Source organism: Paenibacillus sp. T2-29, from assembly GCF_052921365.1.
The window spans coordinates 1104906-1124034 of the sequence record NZ_JBREVE010000001.1 but is presented as its reverse complement, the minus strand read 5'-3'; the positions used below and the strand labels follow the sequence as shown (position 1 = coordinate 1124034).

The 19129-nt window shown below is 36.5% G+C and carries 13 protein-coding genes and 1 pseudogene; 13 read left to right on the top strand and 1 reads right to left on the bottom strand.

The genetic code is table 11. The features are described 5' to 3' along the window. Window positions 1–137: 137 nt before the first annotated feature. Window positions 138–389: pseudogene (locus ACU1JV_RS05485) on the bottom strand (phenolic acid decarboxylase); the annotation flags it as partial. Window positions 390–589: 200 nt separating this feature from the next. Here ACU1JV_RS05485 and ACU1JV_RS05480 point away from each other — a divergent pair. The 13 genes from ACU1JV_RS05480 to ACU1JV_RS05420 all read left to right on the top strand — a co-directional run bounded on the left by ACU1JV_RS05480 (window position 590) and on the right by ACU1JV_RS05420 (window position 19129). Continuing rightward, window positions 590–2830, top strand: a complete 2241-nt coding sequence (locus tag ACU1JV_RS05480) for a right-handed parallel beta-helix repeat-containing protein (RefSeq protein ID WP_413986796.1) — start codon at window positions 590–592, stop codon at window positions 2828–2830. 597 nt (window positions 2831–3427) lie between these two features. After that, on the top strand, window positions 3428–3823 hold the full coding sequence (locus tag ACU1JV_RS05475) for a hypothetical protein (protein WP_446724529.1): 396 nt from the start codon (window positions 3428–3430) through the stop codon (window positions 3821–3823). A 9-nt stretch (window positions 3824–3832) separates the two neighbouring features. After that, window positions 3833–4471, top strand: a complete 639-nt coding sequence (locus tag ACU1JV_RS05470; protein ID WP_446724528.1) for an ankyrin repeat domain-containing protein — start codon at window positions 3833–3835, stop codon at window positions 4469–4471. 607 nt (window positions 4472–5078) lie between these two features. Next, on the top strand, window positions 5079–6164 hold the full coding sequence (locus ACU1JV_RS05465; protein ID WP_446724527.1) for an ABC-three component system protein: 1086 nt from the start codon (window positions 5079–5081) through the stop codon (window positions 6162–6164). Then, window positions 6154–6648 carry an ABC-three component system middle component 2 gene (locus ACU1JV_RS05460; RefSeq protein WP_164965143.1) on the top strand — a complete coding sequence of 165 codons (495 nt, stop codon included), beginning with the start codon at window positions 6154–6156 and terminating at the stop codon, window positions 6646–6648. Before ACU1JV_RS05465 ends, ACU1JV_RS05460 begins: the two co-directional genes overlap by 11 nt. Next, window positions 6641–8497 (top strand): hypothetical protein, encoded by a 1857-nt coding sequence (locus ACU1JV_RS05455; protein WP_446724526.1) that lies wholly within the window; start codon window positions 6641–6643, stop codon window positions 8495–8497. Before ACU1JV_RS05460 ends, ACU1JV_RS05455 begins: the two co-directional genes overlap by 8 nt. Before the next feature lie 637 nt (window positions 8498–9134). After that, complete coding sequence (locus ACU1JV_RS05450) at window positions 9135–10220, top strand: phospholipase D-like domain-containing protein (RefSeq protein ID WP_164965141.1); 1086 nt, start codon at window positions 9135–9137, stop codon at window positions 10218–10220. A gap of 174 nt (window positions 10221–10394) precedes the next feature. Continuing rightward, on the top strand, window positions 10395–11309 hold the full coding sequence (locus tag ACU1JV_RS05445; protein ID WP_164965140.1) for a hypothetical protein: 915 nt from the start codon (window positions 10395–10397) through the stop codon (window positions 11307–11309). A gap of 34 nt (window positions 11310–11343) precedes the next feature. After that, window positions 11344–12177 carry a hypothetical protein gene (locus ACU1JV_RS05440; protein WP_446724525.1) on the top strand — a complete coding sequence of 278 codons (834 nt, stop codon included), beginning with the start codon at window positions 11344–11346 and terminating at the stop codon, window positions 12175–12177. Between the two features lie 386 nt (window positions 12178–12563). Next, a complete protein-coding gene (locus ACU1JV_RS05435) occupies window positions 12564–15965 on the top strand; it encodes an RNA dependent RNA polymerase (protein ID WP_446724524.1) in 3402 nt (1133 codons plus the stop codon). 101 nt (window positions 15966–16066) lie between these two features. Further along, the gene (locus ACU1JV_RS05430) at window positions 16067–16237 is read left to right on the top strand and encodes a hypothetical protein (RefSeq protein WP_196765464.1); all 171 of its coding nucleotides are present in this window, start codon (window positions 16067–16069) and stop codon (window positions 16235–16237) included. A gap of 14 nt (window positions 16238–16251) precedes the next feature. After that, window positions 16252–18264, top strand: a complete 2013-nt coding sequence (locus ACU1JV_RS05425) for a hypothetical protein (protein ID WP_446724523.1) — start codon at window positions 16252–16254, stop codon at window positions 18262–18264. Between the two features lie 676 nt (window positions 18265–18940). Continuing rightward, the gene (locus ACU1JV_RS05420; protein ID WP_446724522.1) at window positions 18941–19129 is read left to right on the top strand and encodes a hypothetical protein; all 189 of its coding nucleotides are present in this window, start codon (window positions 18941–18943) and stop codon (window positions 19127–19129) included.

The window sequence follows — 19129 nt, the reverse complement described above, 5'->3', positions numbered from 1 at the left end:
GAGTTAATATGGAAACCTACCAACCTGGTCATACCCCTGTCAAGTAGACAGGGTATGACCAGGTTGGTAGGTGTTTTAATTTGTCTTACGTTATGGGACACAGGCTCAGGCTTTTCAGTTCAATTCGTCTTGTTTGACTATGCTTGCAACTTACCCGCACGAATATCATCTGTCATGCCCGCGTAAGGTGCCTGGGCAATCAACTTCTTGTTGTTCACACCTGCATTTTCAATGAAAGTAATATATGCGAATTCAGGAACTACATGCTTCGGATAAGTCTCATACTTTTCACGCGATTCTTCCATTACAGGGATGAAATCATTTTGATAGCGTACTTTAATCCCTGGATGCTCATGCACCCATTTCGGAAAGAAAATAATACCATGCATGGTCAATGAAATGGCTGGATGGGTTCAGTATTGGAGAAGCTTCGCCGAAAGAATCATAAACTTTAAGTCGGTATAAGTCGATTAAATAATTAAGGGCTTATATATACACAAATTTCTATATTAGAACATACCTAGCAGTGAACTTAGGCCCAAGCGTAGAAGCCGTATCTAAAAATAGAATTCATTCCAGGAGGTAAGCTATGAATAAGAGAACAGGCTTTAGATTTTTAGTTGTAATTATGATGATTTATGTATTTACTTTTAATCTGGGTGTGGAAACTGTAAAGGCAAATTCCGTATATTATGTTTCTACAACGGGGAATGACATCACTGGAACCGGTACACTATCAAATCCATGGAAAACCATACAAAAGGCAGCAGATACCATGACAGCCGGAGATACCTGCATCATACGAGGTGGTACATACCGGGAAACAGTAACACTTCATACTTCCGGAACTTCTGCAAAACCCATAAACTTTGAGGCTTATACAGGAGAGAACGTAACGGTATCCGGTGCCGATCCGGTTACTGGCTGGAAAAATTACTCCGGATCCATCTATTATGCGGAAATGAAGGGTTCCCTTGGAACAAAAAATCAGATATTTGTTAATAAGCAAATGCAATTTGAAGCCAGATGGCCCAATTCACCAACACTTGATCCCTTAAATTTAGCATATGCAACAGTTGATTCCGGTTCCACTACAACCATCAAGGATGGAGACTTAACTCAGGCACCTGGATACTGGGTTGGCAAAACGGTTTGGAGTGTTCCGGGAACAGGCTACAAATCTTATAAAAGTACCATTACCAGCTCAAGTGACGGCTCCATTACCTTTGATCAAATAGATACTGCAGCGACAGGCGGTAACAGCTATTATATTACTGGTAATCTTGAAGATCTTGACAGTGCGGGAGAATGGTATTTTGACAGCATTACTGGCAGACTTTATTTATGGGCACCTGGTGGAGTTGATCCGAATACTTTGACAGTAGAAGCAAAGAAGCGGACTTATGCATTTGATTTAAGTTCCCGCTCTTACATAAATATTACCGGAATTAATATCTTTGCCTCCAGCATTAAAATGTCTAATTCTAATTACTGTAAAGTTTCTAATATGATTGCGGAATATGTCAGTCATGATTCGGATGTTACCAGACAATACAGTACAGGGATATTTATGTCCGGTACCAATAATGAGCTTAGAGACAGTACTTTGACCTACAGTTCCGGTAATCTGGTGAGTATAGAGGGAACAGGAAATAAGGTAATTAATAATCTTATTCATGAAGCAAATTATTCGGCAGCGGATATTCCGGCAATCTATCTATTGGGGGCAAACCATCTAATCAGTCATAATACGGTATATAACGCTGGACGTCATCTGATATTTATGCCTACCCAAAACAGCCAGATACAATATAATAATCTGTACAATGCAGGAAAGCTGACAAAAGACTGCGGAATACTCTATGAATTTGCCTGGGATGGGCAAGGGACGGTAATTCATCATAATTACATCCATGATAATCTGGCAAAGAATTATTCCGGCACTGGTATCTATCTGGATAACGGTAGCAAGGGCTATATTGTGCATCATAATGTTGTATGGGGAAACTATACAGGGATAAGATTGAATACACCCAGTAATTTTAACCTGATTTATAACAATACCACCTACAGTAACGGAAATGTAGGATATTGGGGAAGTAATTTTCAGTCAGATATGTACGGCGACAGAATTTTCAACAATATCTTTACTACTACCTTTACACTGCCTGGTACTCATATAGAGGGAAATAATATTACCTCAGAAACCAATCCGTTATTTGTGAATCCCACAGCATATGATTTCAGGTTGCAGTCTACTTCTCCAGCTATTAATGCAGGGGCTGTAATATCTGGAATCACGAATGATTATGTTGGTGCGGCACCGGATATTGGAGCATATGAGTTCGGTGGAGCTGACTGGACTGCCGGGCATGATTTTTCTTCACCTCCGGACCCGGTTTTTGAGAGTGTCAGCTTACTTTATGTTAATAACGTAAGGCAATCTGATTTCGAGAAAGGGATAATCTCACCATGGGCAGCAACATATTCAGATACTGCTGCAAGTGTATCGGTACCAAGAAGCGGCTCTAAGAGTGTTAGATTGGGACCCGGAGAAGATGGTATCGAGCAGGTACTTACGGGGCTAAGTCCTAATACCAGCTATATGTGTACCGCGTGGGTTAAGGCAGACATAGGAGAGCGGATTCAGATTGGCGTTAATGGCTTTGAAGGAACGGATGCATCCGCAACATCTGACAGTACATCCTGGACAATGGTAAACATTCCTTTTACAACCGGAGCAGGCGCTACCAGGGCAACAGTGTATGCTTACAAGAATCCTGGTACAGCATATGTTTATGTGGATGATTTTGGGGTAGTTGAGCAATAAACTATTTTACTGGTTTTATGTTTGACAGGATTGTCAGAAAGTCAGAAAAACCAAGACTGCCTTGGGGCAGATGGATCAGGAGGGACACTTTCAGTAGAAAATAAAAAAAGAAAGACATAAAGACTCTGATCTAAAAACGATAGATTTTCCGCCAAGGGGCGACCAGGCCTTAGGGTCATCATTTTTGTACACTCAAGGCATGTGGAGTGCGTGGTAGTAATATATCGAGAGGAAAAGCATTAATACACGAGGGATTAAGATTAACTTGGATATGTTCCTGCATTCAAAAAACGCTTTAGGGTTGAGTGCGGGAATATATATTATTTACATACCTAAAGCATGTGGAGTGCTGTGTGTTGCTGTGAGATAACACCTGATAAGTATCACATTTACCTTTGTGGATCAAATAAAACGCAGACTCAACCTTCACAGGATGGAAGCACGGCGTTAATTGGCTTCAATTTCAAGAAGGCTAAAACTCCAGATTCACACAATTTAATTGAATGGGCTTAAAATCAGTTTGATTTTTTACTGGCGCACGAATTTCATGCTAATATAACAGAAATAGAGAAGGTATAATCATGGGGGCATGAATGTATGAAAAGTGTGGAGAATTTGGTTAACAGTATTGTCGATGAATCTGTGCTTAAAGGGAAAACTTATATTTATTTAATATCAGGCACAGAGAATTCGTTTACCAGCGGATATTATAAGATTGTTGAAAATGAAGTCTCATATGTTAGTGATGTAACGGTTTTTCTTTTTGAAAAATATACAAATGAGATTGAGATGATAATGAAGGGAAAGGGGATTCTTTGTATTAAAGTGGAAGCTGGAAAATTAATGGAATATAGTATTGTAAACGATATGAATCCAGAGCTTTTTGATAGTGATGTCTTCGAATTGATTATCTACCAGAGATATGATTTGGAACCGGTGGGAGAGGAGAGTAAAGTAACCTTACGGAAATCATTAAAGGCCGAAAAAATTTAAAAAACTCTAGTGTTTGCATGTTATATGAATGATATGGAAGGAATCAAGGAACTCGTTGCGAACGCAAGTAAATCCAATTTAGATAAGGTTTTGAAATATCACGGCACAGCTTTGCAGTTTTGCTGTAAACACAATAATTTAGAGGCATTTAGACTTTTAGCAGAAAAAGGGGCAAATGTAGGAAAACGTGCGTTGGCTGAAACACCGCTTGAAATTGCATTTAGATATTCAAGTGATATTGTGAATTATATACATACGGAATATGCGGATATCTATCAAAAAGAGGTAGAAAAGAAGGGATTCGGGATCGCTCTTCATTGTAAAGATGAAGCTCTATTAAATGATATCTTAGAGATGGGCTGTGATGTGAATTGCGAAAAGAAACCGTTTCCCCCTTTACATAATTTTGCGGATTGTAATAACGTTTTGGGTATTCAATTCCTGTTGGATCATGGAGCTAATATTGAATGTAGGAACCAGTATAAACAATCGGCCTTGCATAGAGCTGTCAGCAAGGGAAATGCAGCAGCAGTTGAAATCCTATTAAGATATGGGGCCGACATTCAGGCTAAAGATGATAATGGAAAAACACCTTTGGAATTGGCTCGGGCACGTGAAGACAAAACAATATTTAATATGATGGAATGATGTAATTGTAAATATGATTTAAGTAATTTCTTTGATAGCCGATCTAGTATGAGTAAATGGTGGGATTTCTCGGAGATATTAGGGGGATATAGAGAGTTTCTTTGAGGTTGTAAGAAGATTAATTCAAAAAATAGTGTTGCACGAGAATAATAATCGAGTGGTTGAGAAAAATCCTTCATCATGGTCGGAATGGTTTGAGGGATATGCGATGATGTTGTGGGAAACTGTATGGTTTGAAAAAATAGAGAAGCAAATTAGATAAATAAGGTTACAGAAGGCTCTGTCAAGCCTCATTAATCGGGATGAAAATGGAATTTAGCAAAAATTATATAAATGCTCTAAATTAGGTCCTTAGTATTAACTAAGGGCTTTTTTTTGTTCCATATATCCCCATGAATATGCTATAGTGTAAGAAATAAAGAAGATTTATGCAGAATTTAGTAGGAAAATGGACTAATGCGTTTCCTTGGTCGTGAGTATATAGTCCTTTTTTATAAATTGTGGTAATTCAAAGGATAATGAGGTAACCACCAAGAAAAGACTTTTTCAGACCAGCAAAAGTATAAAAATTACTGAGACAATTGAAATTAATTAAGGAGGTTCACTAGTGAAAACTAATCCAGTACCGATGCTCGAAATTCCTAATAATACTAGTCGAATCTTTGATACAACGATTGATCCATTAGTTCGTCTAAGAACTATTGAAGCTGGAGAGTTCGAAGATATAGCATGCGAGTGGGCATCCGGGTATTTAACGCAATTTGAAAATTATAAAAGTATTGCTCAAATAGGTGGTTCTAAAGATTCAGGACGTGATATTGTTGCCTATCTTGATGATTCTATGCAGAATTTTGATATATTTCAATGTAAAAGATATAAAGATCCCCTTGCACCTTCAGGGTACATGACTGAATTTGGAAAGCTTTGCTATTACACTATGATTGGAAAATACAATAAACCACGAAAATATTTTATAGTTGCAAGCAATGGTATAGGACAAGACTTGAGAAATTTAGTTGAACATCCATCAAGAATAAATAATGAATTAATAGATACTTGGGACAAATACTGTGCTGGGAAAAGAAAAATTTTATCTGGTGGCTTACCTTTATCTTCTCAATTAAAGACGTACATACAAGATTTCGATTTTTCTATTGTCTCTGAAATTGCACCTGCAACTCTGATTGAGCAGTTTGCCAAAACAGGATGGTACAAATATCATTTTGGGGGAGGACTGAAGCAACGCCCAAAAGTTAAAAAGCCCCAGGAAGCCCTTGAAGATGATGAATTAAGAATGAATTATGTTGATCAATTATTACAGGTATACTCAAATCATGAGAATACACCTATAAAGGATATTGATAGTCTTAAATCGAAGAAAAGTTTGCATAATCATTTTAAGCGGCAAAGAGAGTGTTTTCATAATGCACAGGCTTTAAAAAGATTTACTCGGGATGAGTTAATAAACGATGATATCTATGAAGATGTTAAAAATCAAGTCTTTCATGGAGTTATATCAACTTGTGAGATTAAATATGATAATGACTTGAAACGCGTAGATAAAACCGTTGCAAGATCTCAAATTCTTCCTATTAACAGTTCTGAATTAGGAGATATCAATGTAATGGAGAAAAGTGGGATATGTCATGAACTGGTCAATGATGGGGAGATGAATTGGGTATATGACGACTAACAAAATTAAAATTTTTAATTCACCTGAAGAAGTTGGTACACGAATATTATTTATCTTATCTTTATGTGATAAACGAATGAGTTCACAGAGAATTATGTACTATGATTATTTTGTTTTGCATTTAAATGATATTGATAATTCATATGGTAGCTTGCACCCGGATAATCCCAATCACTCTTCCGAAATTGCAGTACGAAGGGGTATTGTAAACAAAGGAATAACGCTTATGCTTTCTAAAGGATTATTAGATGTTAAATATACGAAAACAGGAATATATTATAAAAAGAATAATATAACCGATCCTTTTGTGAGTTTATTTTCTAATGGTTATGTCGAGCACTTAAAGAAGAATATCGCTGTGGTAAACGAAAAATTTTCTAATTATTCTGATACTCAAATTTATAGGTATATTAATAAAAATATAGGTTCATGGACAGGAGAGTTTGAAAAAGAATATTCTTCGGGGGATGAATTAATTGAGTGATTTTGGAATAAAATTAAAAAAACTAGTATTGCAAGGAGCTAGGAAAGAAGATGCCATTCTAATATTTAATGAGGGTTTAAACGTTGTTGCTGGGGCATCCGATACTGGGAAATCTTTTGCATACGAATGTATCAACTATATTTTTGGCGCTACTGATATTCCAGAAAAGCCGATTGAGTCCTTGGGTTATGATATAGTTCTTTTAGAGTTTTTTGAGAAAAAATCTGCTCAAACTATTACTTTGAAAAGAAGTTTAAATGAGAGCGAGAAAACAAATATTCACTATTTTTATTCAGATATTGATCATATGAATGATGCATCATTGGATGTCCTCTCAAGCGACTCAAAAGCTAAAAACAGTTTATCATCCAAGCTTATGAGCCTATGTAACTGTACATATGAAAATGTATTGAGGTCGACATCTCAAGGAAAAACTGAAGCATTCACATTTAGGAAGTTTGTTTCTTTGACGATGTTAAATGAATCAAGGATTGTTCAGCGTAATTCACCAATCTTTCTTGGTGATACAAAACGTGATGCAAATTCTTCTAAAGAAATAGCAACTTTTTTTACAATACTATCTGGATATGACTACAAAAAATATGTTAAATCCGAAAGCGTAGATGTAAAAAAGGCCCAGCTTAGGGGGAGAATCGAAGAGCTATCCCTGATTTGCAATGATTTAAAGATCGAAATTGTAACTATGGAGAAGTTTGTAGAAGAAAGTAAAGTAGGAGAAGTCAATGAAAAAATTACTGAATTAGAGCTTATTATAAAGGAACACAAATTGCTCCTAGAAAAGCAAGAAGAAGAACATAGGTTATTGCTAGATCAACTTAGAATTCTGTTAAATGAAAAATCAAGAATAATGGATAATTTATCGAAATTTCGATTGCTAAAAAAGAACTACGAATCAGACATTGAAAGACTGGATTTTATTGATCAGTCTCACAACTTTACTGATCAACTAGTTAATATAAAATGTCCAGTATGTAATTCTCCAATGGAAAACGAAGTGGATAATCACCCAAAGGAAATTTACTTTATTGCTATTGATAAGGAGAAACAAAAATTAAAAGCCCACTTATCTGATTTAGATGATACTATATTTGATTTTGAAAATGATTTGTTGGAGAACAATAGATTGCTGCACAAGAATCAAACCACTATTGAAGAACTGGAAAGCTTGCTACGCACACAATCATTGTCTGTTTCTAGTATAATATCAGATTACGAAAATTATTTAAAAATAAGAGATAATATCGTAGAAATTCAAAAAGGAAAAAAGAAGTTGTTTGATATGAGCAGCCGTATTAGTGAGCTTTCTAATAGGTTTGACAATACCAAATCTGATGCAAATAAAGTTGAAATCAAAAAGTTATCCGATGAATTAATGATTGAATTCTGCAATATTATTCAGATGTTTCTTGAAAACTGGGGCTTTATTGATAAAGATGAGGTTTCATTTAATAAAAATACCAATGATGTTGTGGTTGCGGATAAAACAAAAGCTTCATATGGAAAGGGTGCTAGAGCCATAATAAATTCTGCTTTTATTTTATCTATAATGGAGTATTGTGTTAGCCGTGGGCTCTCGCATCCTGGGTTCGTCATATTAGACTCTCCACTAACGACATATAAAGAACGAGATAAAAAACAAAACGAGAACAATGAAGAGGTCAAAACTAGTGTCAAGGAATTATTTTTCAAACATTTGGCAACCTTATCAAATGAATGTCAAATAATTATTTTTGATAATGAAGTTCCTCCGAGTGATTTGGAAAATATCACATATCATCATTTCACAGGAAACAAAGAAATAGAACGTACGGGGTTCATTCCTAATTAATGAATAAGATGTAGACGGAGAAAAAATGATGAATTACAAATAAAAACAGAAAAATAATTCCTAAACAGTTATACTCGACCCCAACTAATGGTTATTCATGTCGCAGTGATTGTTTTATTTTATAGTACAGTTTTTATAGTAAAAGGTTCAACAACGAACTCTGTCAGATTTTTTAGGTGAACTTATCTTTAATCACATCAGTTTGCCTTTTTTACTGTAATTAATGAAGACCTATTATTGATGATAGCTAGTTTAAAGCAAATCTTGGTTTGATCTCAAGTATTAGTATGATTGAATAATTGCAGAATAGCATCGTTATCTATAAAAGGAATATAATCCTTTTATTATAAAAAGAGTGGGGTTTTTCAAATGGAAAACTATGTGCTCTGGAGGGTGAAATGATATCAAAGCCAAACTTTCAAATGCGTGGTAATTCCTTCGGAATCATGTCGTTCAACCTGAGGAAAACGTAAGTCATCTCGTAGGCTCCTTAATAGCCTAAAGCTAACAGTTGTGGATTTAGTTAATAGCAAAAATATAGTTTTTTATATAAAAATGTAATATCGGAAAGTTGAATTAGAAGAATAAGTTATAGGTTACTTTATCATGGATAAATTTTTTGTGGAGTTGAATACAGTTGTATAAAACAACAATAATACCGTTAATACCAGGTCAGATTGATATTGTAACTTCGAAAGGAGAATTTAACTTTCAGGAGGTATTAGATGACTTTCCTAATGCAGAATCAATTTTTGTTACAACATATAATATTTCAGCACATCGCAGTCAATTAATACGAGCCTTAGAACGTGCAACAAAACATGCAGATGTACGCATTGTAACGAATATCCCTGATCGGTATGAGCAGTATTACAGTCAAAAACCAAGGGATCGTGCAACTCAAAGTATTGAGCGTATTACACAGCGGCTAGACCCTACTAACTTTGAAAACCTTGCTACCACTTTCCATCTTAGCAATCATTCAAAAGTGGTTATGACCGAAAATATTGCTTATATTGGATCGGCAAATTTTTCAGATGAAAGCGGAAGAAGCAGAGAAACAGGATTTATTGTTCGTGGAACAGACTTAGTCAGCAAAATCAGTGAAAATCTTGTTCCTATATTGATCGAAGAAGGGATTCCTTACTTCGGTAGTATGTTGGATGATAAGAAAATCCTACTTTCCTTTCTCTTGTCACGGTTGGAAGGAGCAGCTTTAATCATGCGTGATGGGTTATTTACGTTTGTAGGATACCCGTATGAGGATAAAGAAGTATATAACATGCATGACCCTTGGTTGAACAACAAAACTTTAGATGATCTTTTAGCTGAGCTTGAGCAAATCGAAATTGAGTTAGAAAAGGAATTTAGTACAGTCAGTGGACTTGAGCATGTTGTGGATCTTATTGATATTGAGTCGATAAACTTAATACGCGAACTTTGTGATTATGACACCCCAATTTTTGAACTTGCTGAGTTCAATGCTGTTGAGTACGCATCTGATTTGCTATCTGAGCAAATGGTTCATAATGAGGATATGAATGACGCTTCACAAGAAGCTGCAGATAGTGCTAATGAAAAGCAGCATGATCTGGCTGTAGCTGCGGAGGCTTCTGTTGAAGAACTGTATCGATTGATAGGGAGCATTAAAAATTCATTCCAGACTGCAGTTACGGAATTGAATCGTCTTGAGACTCAACAATCAACCATAAATAATACTTAATTAATTTATGCTCGAAAGAGGTAACTACAGAAAGAAGAAGACAGGGCTTTCTTAACACTTATGTAGTTTTGAGTAACTAATTGCAGTATAAGAGTAGAAAATGCAAGTTTTAAAGATCCCATAAGAAGTTCTTATTAGAAATGTTAATTTTCTTAATTTTTAGGAGGCTAATATATGTATGAGGTTTATTTGTATGAACGTTCTATTCAGACCAGCCACCTTTCTAACAATGTCTCTCTAAAACTGGAATTCGATCTGAATTTTTATGAAGACACGATTCGCTTTAGCAGGATTAAACTTTCTGATCAGCAGAATCGAATTCAAAATGTGTTAGATGTTCAAGTTTGTGCTAAGGTAAATAACATTAAAATTAAAAAGACAATAGGTCAGATCCAATGCTCTCTTTTAACCTTTAATTATTATTCGAATTCTACTGAATGGGAATGGGTCTTTGACTCCAAAGATATTTCCAATATTGAAGAGATTCGCAGTGGGGATGCTAGTTTTTCAATAGAAATCAAAATTATTATTCTAACGAAGAACGAAAATAAAATCATTCCTTTCAACGGTAGCGGTCAGATAAGCTTCCCAGAAGAGAAATGGCTCTCTTTCATAAGACATTTCGGGTATTCAACTAAGTACGGTTTAACGTTACCACCTTCACTCCTTAACGACAAGAGTTGGCTTCAAGCTTTTGATAAACTAAAAGTTGCTAGAGACCATATGCAAAGGGGAATCACACATGACGCCCTTCGACAGTGTCTTTCTACCTTAGAAGCCTATTCGGATGCTAAGGATCGGGGTGGACCTTATGATAACAAATCTTGGGAAGGATTCCTTAAAGACTTTGTACCACAGAAGAAGGCCGCTCTTGCTGGATTATTTTCAGGTATAGCTACATACTTAAATAAAGTCGGACATCACAGGGAATCAAAACAACTTGAAGATGGTTTGAAGACTACTATCCCACTTGACCAATATGAAGTTGAACTGCTGTTGGCAATATCTCATTTGACTGTCACATATCTGGAAAGAATTAGAATAGGAAATACTCAGGGGGAAATCGGCGCTAAAAACCTTCATGTTTAATTGAAGCAAAACTGCGAAAAAAGGAGAGTGACTTGTGACTGAATTTTATCAGATTTATTTTAAAGATTTGATTCCACTTATATCTGTTTGTATTGTTGTATTAGGATGGATAGTAAACTACAACGCAAATAGAAAACAAAAGCTATATGAAGTATTCCTAACAAAAACAGAATTGAATATAACAGAGATATTGGGTCCCATGTATCAAGAGTTACGCAATATTTTTCAGGAAAAAAATATTAGTGCCAGAGATCGATTATTAAAGTCGTTTGTAGAAAAATACCGAAGTAAAGATACCCCATTGTTTCTTTCGACTGAAACTGAAGTACTCTCAAATTTCAGAGAGTTACAGCTTCAGTACGACTATTATAAATTAAAATCACCACAAATAAATGATGAGAAAGTTTGGATGGCTTTATGTTTGTTAGATGAAATAGTAGATAAGAAAATATCTGAATATAGAAATGTAATATTTAAGCATTACAATTGGTATTATATTTTAGAACGGAGTAACCCTATTTTAGCCTTTTGTTATGAAATCTTCAGAAAATTGTATGTAACTGTGGCGGGTTTGTCAAAGGTATCTATTAGCCTTTCGGTTATTATATACTTGGAGTATCTGGCTTATCTAAAATTAGATTTTTTTCATTTATATTTCGTTGTTGATATGCTGTATATATTACCCTGGACGGTTTTTATATCTATGTTCTGGATAGTTCTTTATGCATTAAATTGGGTCACGTTTCGAGTGGGAATAAAAAAAGAATATAATCGTTTTTTATACAATGAGAAAAATATTGAGATTTACAAGAAAAAATATCCATATCCATTTTTGGATGAAAATAAAGAAATCGAAGAAGATGGATAGGTTCGATATTATTTTAATGTGAGCCTGTAAGATACTTTGTGTAAACTCCAAAAGCATCTAAAATGGGAACAAGAGAATGGTTGAAGAAGAACACATGAGACTTTGGATAAGAAAGCAACTGTGGGCATCCCTTTAAGAATAACAAGCTGGAACGGCTCAAGTTAAGTCGTACGAAGGATTTAAAAGGGAGACTTAGTAACCGATGCTAGGTCTTTTCGTCATGCCTTTCCATATAAAAAATTATTAGAATTCAACTCTTGTTATACGAACATATATTCTGTATAATGAATAAGAACATTCGTTCTGTATGTCGTACAGATACAAAATCCATCAGGATGGAACGTTCACATTCATATCACTCAAACCAACAAATAGGAGGCCAAAATTTGTCCAGTAATCCAACACGAAAACAATACCAAATCAAACTGTTCCACTTTAACGAGATCACGGTTGAAGGAGATCAGCTTTACGCGCCACAATCCAGCACTCGTATCATCACCGTATCGAACAGCATCTATCTCGATCAACTCAAACGAATCGTAGCAGAATGTGATCCTTTCACCAATGTTACCGATGTCGTCTTTATGCTCAAAGCTGATCAAATTGACGAAGATGATCCATCCCAACTTGCTTTGTTCGAACGTATGTTACGAGAGGGTATCTACTATAATGGAAGGAAATATGTTCGTTCGATCAAGTCACCTGCCATGGGACGTACACAGCGAATAGAATTTATCCAGGAAAAGTATGTTGCTGATCTGTATGACCGCATCACACTCGGTAAAATGTCACCATTCACCAACATCCATAAGTGGGAAGCAGCACTTGGTGTGAGTCGTTCAGCAGCACAACCAGTTCCGTATATCCCTCGTATTGTAGTCATTCCAGATTATGAAAAAGATACGATCATTGAGGATGTATGGAAAGTAGAAAAGTGTGCTGAAGATTTGGAACAGCAGAAGTTGATACTAGATGAAAAGGCAAAGCAACGTGAATACTTCAAAGCGAAGAAAGAATTAAAGCCATCAAAGGAACATCTACATAAATTAGAACGTATACCGAATAAAACGATCTCGTGGAATGGTCGCACGAAGTCTGTTCCCGATCCAAAAGACTATAAAACCTTCAATGGGTGGAATAAACAGAATCGTCGTGTGAAGCTAGAAGCAATTCCTTTTCCTGCTCGTTCGGTTATGTATAATGACGAACTATACCCTTGCTATTCCATCGAGCAGACAGAAGAAATCCCAATCATAGCAATCAATGAAGAGTCCATCGGATTTAAGCGAGTGGAGTATCCAAAGTATAAAAATAAGAATATCCAATTTTTTGATGGTCAAGGTCTAATGAGCTTCCAGTTTGCCGAGCGTATTGGACAACACCTGAATCTATCTTATCCAGCTAATGCAGTTCAGGGAAGACTACCATATATCAAAGGTAACTTTATCCGGTTCGATCTGATGAAATGGTTTAAGGAACATAACGTGACAGAGATAAAGGATGTTTCTGGTGAATCACAGCCGATCATCGACAAACAGGGTCGTCCTATTGATCTCATCCTCACCAAATCCTGCTTCAAAGCATGGCATCAATACAGTGAGGGAGAAGCAAAGCCTAAGTGTTTGTTTGAAAATATATCGGAATACGAAGCATTACTGAAAGTACATAATCATAATAACTTCTGGGTCGCCAATTATGCGAAACCAGCATACCAGATGAACGCCTACACACCACTGACATACCAATATATTCATGCGCTGAATCTTACACTGAACGATTTATATCAATTAGCTACGCCTCTAATGGATGTCATCAAACGTGTACTACATGGGCAAAAGAATGCCACCCATGAAAAGTGGCTTCGAGATATTGCGTACACGAAAGCGTTCCTACATATGCTAGTCCAAGAAGACGATGAACCTAAAGATGTAGATGAAGAATCTGATGAACAGGAAGATGAAATAGGACGGGGCCAGAAGAAACAATTTATAAATGAAATCATCCAAGCCATCGATTTGAATGAACTAATGCTGTATGACGGAAACGTCCGCAAATTCATCGTGAAGCAAGCCATGCTGAAAGTACAGGATATGTTGAAAGGTCGCATCCCGATTCGAGGTAGCTACTTTTATCTAACCAATGATCCCATTGCATTTATGGAGCACGCCGCTGGAAAACATGTAACAGGTGTGCTAAACAAGAACCAGGCTTTTATGAATCGAAAACGTGGAATGCATGCGCTATTCCGTTCACCGCTAACGATATTTAATGAAGTTGGCAAGCTAGATTTTGTACAAGTACATAACCGATATATACGTCATTTAGATAATGTGATTGTTCTGAATTGTTGTGATTTAACACTGGCAAGGCTCGGACTAGGAGATGTCGATGGGGACACGGCTCTCTGTACCAACGATCCCACCATACTCTCAGCAGTGATCGATGCTCCTACCATTATCAATGAGGATGATAAAAAAGTAGCTGCTCCTGTATCGAATAATATGGATAGCATCGTCAAGATGGAACTGAAAAGCCTTCATAATCTGACGGGTAGATGTACGAATGTGAATACGTATTTTCAGAATATGGCTTTGGAGGAAGGGAGCCTTCAAGCACGCGTTTTGGAAAACTCAGTCTTAAAATTTCTCCAAGGTCAAATCATTGATGCGACCAAAAATGGACTAGAAGTAGAGATCCCATATGTGTTGGATCGTCTGGCTATTCAGATGCCGTATTTCTTTCGTTTCGTGAATGGTGGCAAAGCGGATGATTATTATCAGTATTCGAAAAAATCACCGTTTAACCAGTTTTGCGTTGTGGCAGAGAAGTACATAGATGACAAGTTCCAGATGAAAGATGGCAAACTGGATCAGTCGATTTTGGGCATCGAAAGTACGAGACAATTGTTACAGGATATGAGAAAGGTTAGCCAGCCTAAGTTTCTGGACTATCTAGCCCATATTGAGCCACTGTATAAAAAATACAATAAGCAGAAAAACCAAATTAATCATCGCCAAAAGCAATTCAATGAACTGAAAAAATGGGAACGAGACAATGAAACTCGGAAAGCCATTAGTGCTGAATACGCCGAGTTAAGAGAGAAGTACAAGGCTCAGTGTGAGGAGATTTGTCAGCACCCTTCAATACTTGCGAGTGTAGCTGTGGAGATCGCTTATCAGAAATATGGAACGTACTCCTTTGCATGGCTATTTGTAGATGGGCTACTAGAAAATCTAAAGCAGCATGAAAATGTGATGAAGAGGGAAGTACGAAGAGTGAACCGGCTCACGAATCGTAATGTAGAAGGCAAAGGGCTTACCGTTCACGCTGGCATCGCTGCCATAAATGATTTGGAGTTTCCATTCCATGTGCCGGATGGAGTGTATTCATTATTTGAGATCGTGGGACAATTTTTTATCGGGTACGAAGCTGAGAGGGAAACCGTAGTACAAACTAGTAATACGCCTTCTTTGCTGGATGGGAAAAGTACAAGACGAACATTGAGGGATTACTTGCTCGGCTTCAGCACATTGAAAAAGTCTCAGGAAGAATCGCAGTTGGTTGCTGACGATCTATTAGGCAAGACATGGCGGATTCAAATAGCCAAATACCAATATGTTCATATTGTAGATGAGCAGGGGAAAGTGAAGTGTATCATTCCGAGGGATCAGGTCATTCACCGAGATGAGGGGTTATCCTTCTTTGATTTTGACGGTGCGACAATTGAATTTATAACTACCGAGAAAGTCACGAAATCGAGCTTTAAGGCGATAGTCCATATCGAATAAATTAAATCATAGGTCTGTCATGATAGGCGCCTGTTAACACGGGCGCTTGGGTGACACCTGCTATATAGGTGCGATTTCACAAATGAGAGGAGTGAATCTGAGTGAGCTATTTTTATTGTTACGATGGTCAGATGATGCGGAAATTGCAGGGTAAAAATATCCGGTACATTACTCGCGCTTTGACGATTGATAAGCATCAAAAGTTTTGGTTGTACGCTATTAATGAAGAATTTCAACAGGCTTTAGAGGAAATTAAGCAACTGAAAATATAAGGAGTGAATCTGATTTGGCAGTGAATCAATGGAGCGATCTGGAAGCTTATATTTCTCGTTCGCATATGAACAGTCTCCACGAAGAGGCGTTTATGGAAACATATCATGCATTAACAAGTTTTGTACATAAGGGATTTCAAATGAATATGGATGAATCTGAAAATGAAGAATCCTATTTGTCATGGGTAGTTAATTCTGCTCCAGGCACAGGGAAAAGTACAGCATTAAATGTTCTATGCAAGAGCCTATTAGAGAAAAATGCTTCAAATCAACATGAAAAGTATCCGCTATTGCTTGTGTTTAATAATAACGACACGATGAAGAATAATGTATATAAGGATGTCTTTGAATTTGCCAAGCAACATGAAATACCAGATGCCATTGCATATGTCAATTCTGATGAGATTCATAAAGTGATAGATACCATGAGAAAATATCAAATTTTATGTATTCCTCAGCAAAGACTTCGAGATTTGATGTTAGATGATGAGCACATGAATAACTATTTATTTTATTACCCGCAGCGAGCTAAGAATACGAAAGATGATGCTCAGCTTAAAGAGGTACATAAGTGGAAACGATTGGTGATCATAGACGAGATGCCTATTTACTATGACAGTTGTGTCTGGGATATTGGCAGTAAAGACAATTCATTTGACTGGTTTGAGCATTTGGCAGATCGTATTCATTTAAGTAATCGTGAATTTAAGGAAGCTAGAGATATCCTGAGTGAGTTGATCAACTTGGAATTAAAGGACAATGTAACTTCCCATTCAACATTACGATTGAATCGATTTATAGAGGGTTCAGAAAGAGAACGGTTCTTCAATACAATCCTGGCTAAATTGGCTGATGCTAAAGGCGAACTTGAGGATATGAGAAGATATACGTGGTTTATAAAGATGTATGCAAAGGATCATATCGGCTGTATAGAACGAACGAATAAGCAAGCTATTATTTGTTCAGAGTGGCTAGACTATAGTCGGTTACATACCCATATGTTGATTTTGGACGGGACAGCACATATTAGCCAAAGTATATATGAACGTTCTGGATTTGAACTGATCCCCATGACAAATGTTCATCGATATGCTGAGCGGTTGAATATTCGATGGAAAAATATAAATACGTCCACAACATTATCTTACCGTGAACTAAAAGAAGTCAAGGAAGCGATAGCAGGAGATTTCTTGGAGATACAAAGTAAACTACAAGAAAAACGTCCAAGTTTCAAAATGATTGCATTACCTAAGCAGGATGATATCGCATTTTATCACGCTGAGGGTGTAATTACGGACGAGCAGCTCAAGCAATTTTTCACAATCAAGCAGAAGTCAGATGATGATATGAGGAAACATCTTTTCAATGTGGTAGGTAATAATGATTTTTCTAGCTTTAATGCGATGGCCTTATTTGGTATTCCCATTCGCCCTCCTAGGCATTATCGGGAAACCGCTGTAGCCATGTATGGTGTAGACATCGATATATCCTTAAAAGAGAACCGAAATAAAGGAAACTGGTTTACAGATGAGAGAATACAAAAACTATATATAGAAGATGTGCTGGCTAATCTCTCACAAATTATTCATAGGACATCCTTACGCAATGTAAATTTAACCGAAGAAGTGGATATTGTAATGTACTCGAAACGGACGGAATGGTTAACACTGATGCAACAGGAATTTAGATTGCCGGATGAACGAGTCCATATGCATCAACTACATAATGAACTTCGATTTAAGAAAGCTTGTTCTAAGAAAATGATCGAAATGGTTAAGCTCATGGTGGGCAAAAAGAATATCAAGCTTACCGCTAAGGAAATAGGTGGAAAAGCACTATATCAGTGGTTTAGAGATAATTGGAAGGGAAATAGAAAGCAATTCATTTTGAGTGAGTTAAAGAATCATAATATATTGCTTTTTGAAAAAACCTCAAAAGTTGGACGACAATATTGGTTATTTATGCTAGTGGATCAAGATGCATTTACCGATCACGTGGTTAGCGAGCATTATCGTAAACTATTATAGTAGTTCCAAAGGAAGATTTTCTCCCTAATATTAAGGGAAGATTTCTTCCTCTTATGATAAATTTGCAAATAAAGTGTCCAAAATGAGCCGCAAAAGGGTGAATTGCCGTAGGCAAGAGGGGAAACGGCGGCAGGTCGATGAATACCGATTACGAAGCGTAGCGAAGTGGTTTTTATCGAGATGGTGAGAGAGTTTCCCTTTATGTTGGTACAGATGTAAAGATCAAAAGAAACCGTCAACAAAAATTTGTAAACAAATTATTTCTTTCCGTAGCCATCCAACATCGTTGGCTGTCTTTATTTTATTTTCTTGAACATGATGGATTGTCGTGACCCTACTTTTCTATATATAGGGGGAACTGGTGTCAGTCCATGGAATGTAGCTTAAACTTAGAAAGAATGAAATGGAGAAATGATGTTTACCTCATATTCAAGACAGCTATTCATTTGTAGTCAGGCTGCTTATTTTAAAATTTGCATGTTTCATATTCAAATTTATCTTGTTGAATACCAACTGCTATTTGCAAAATTTTAAACTACACGAATTGAGGACTTGAACCTACAAAGAGTAAAATGTGTCACGTGACACAATGTTGAAAATTTAAAAGTACATATTATATACGGGAACTCTGGCTATGAGCTAGGGTTCCTTTTTCATTTAGAGAGGAGAAATAAGAGTGTTATTAATGTTACAAGTAATAATCATAGAAATATTACGATTTGTTACTGCAATTGGTGTGTTTTTCACCTGGATGTGGATTGCAGCCTTTTTAAAAATGAAGGTAGAAAGGGGGATCAAGTGGATTGGAAATCAAATTTGTAAACGTAAAAATGCTCGTACCTTACATAAAAAACGCCAGAAATAA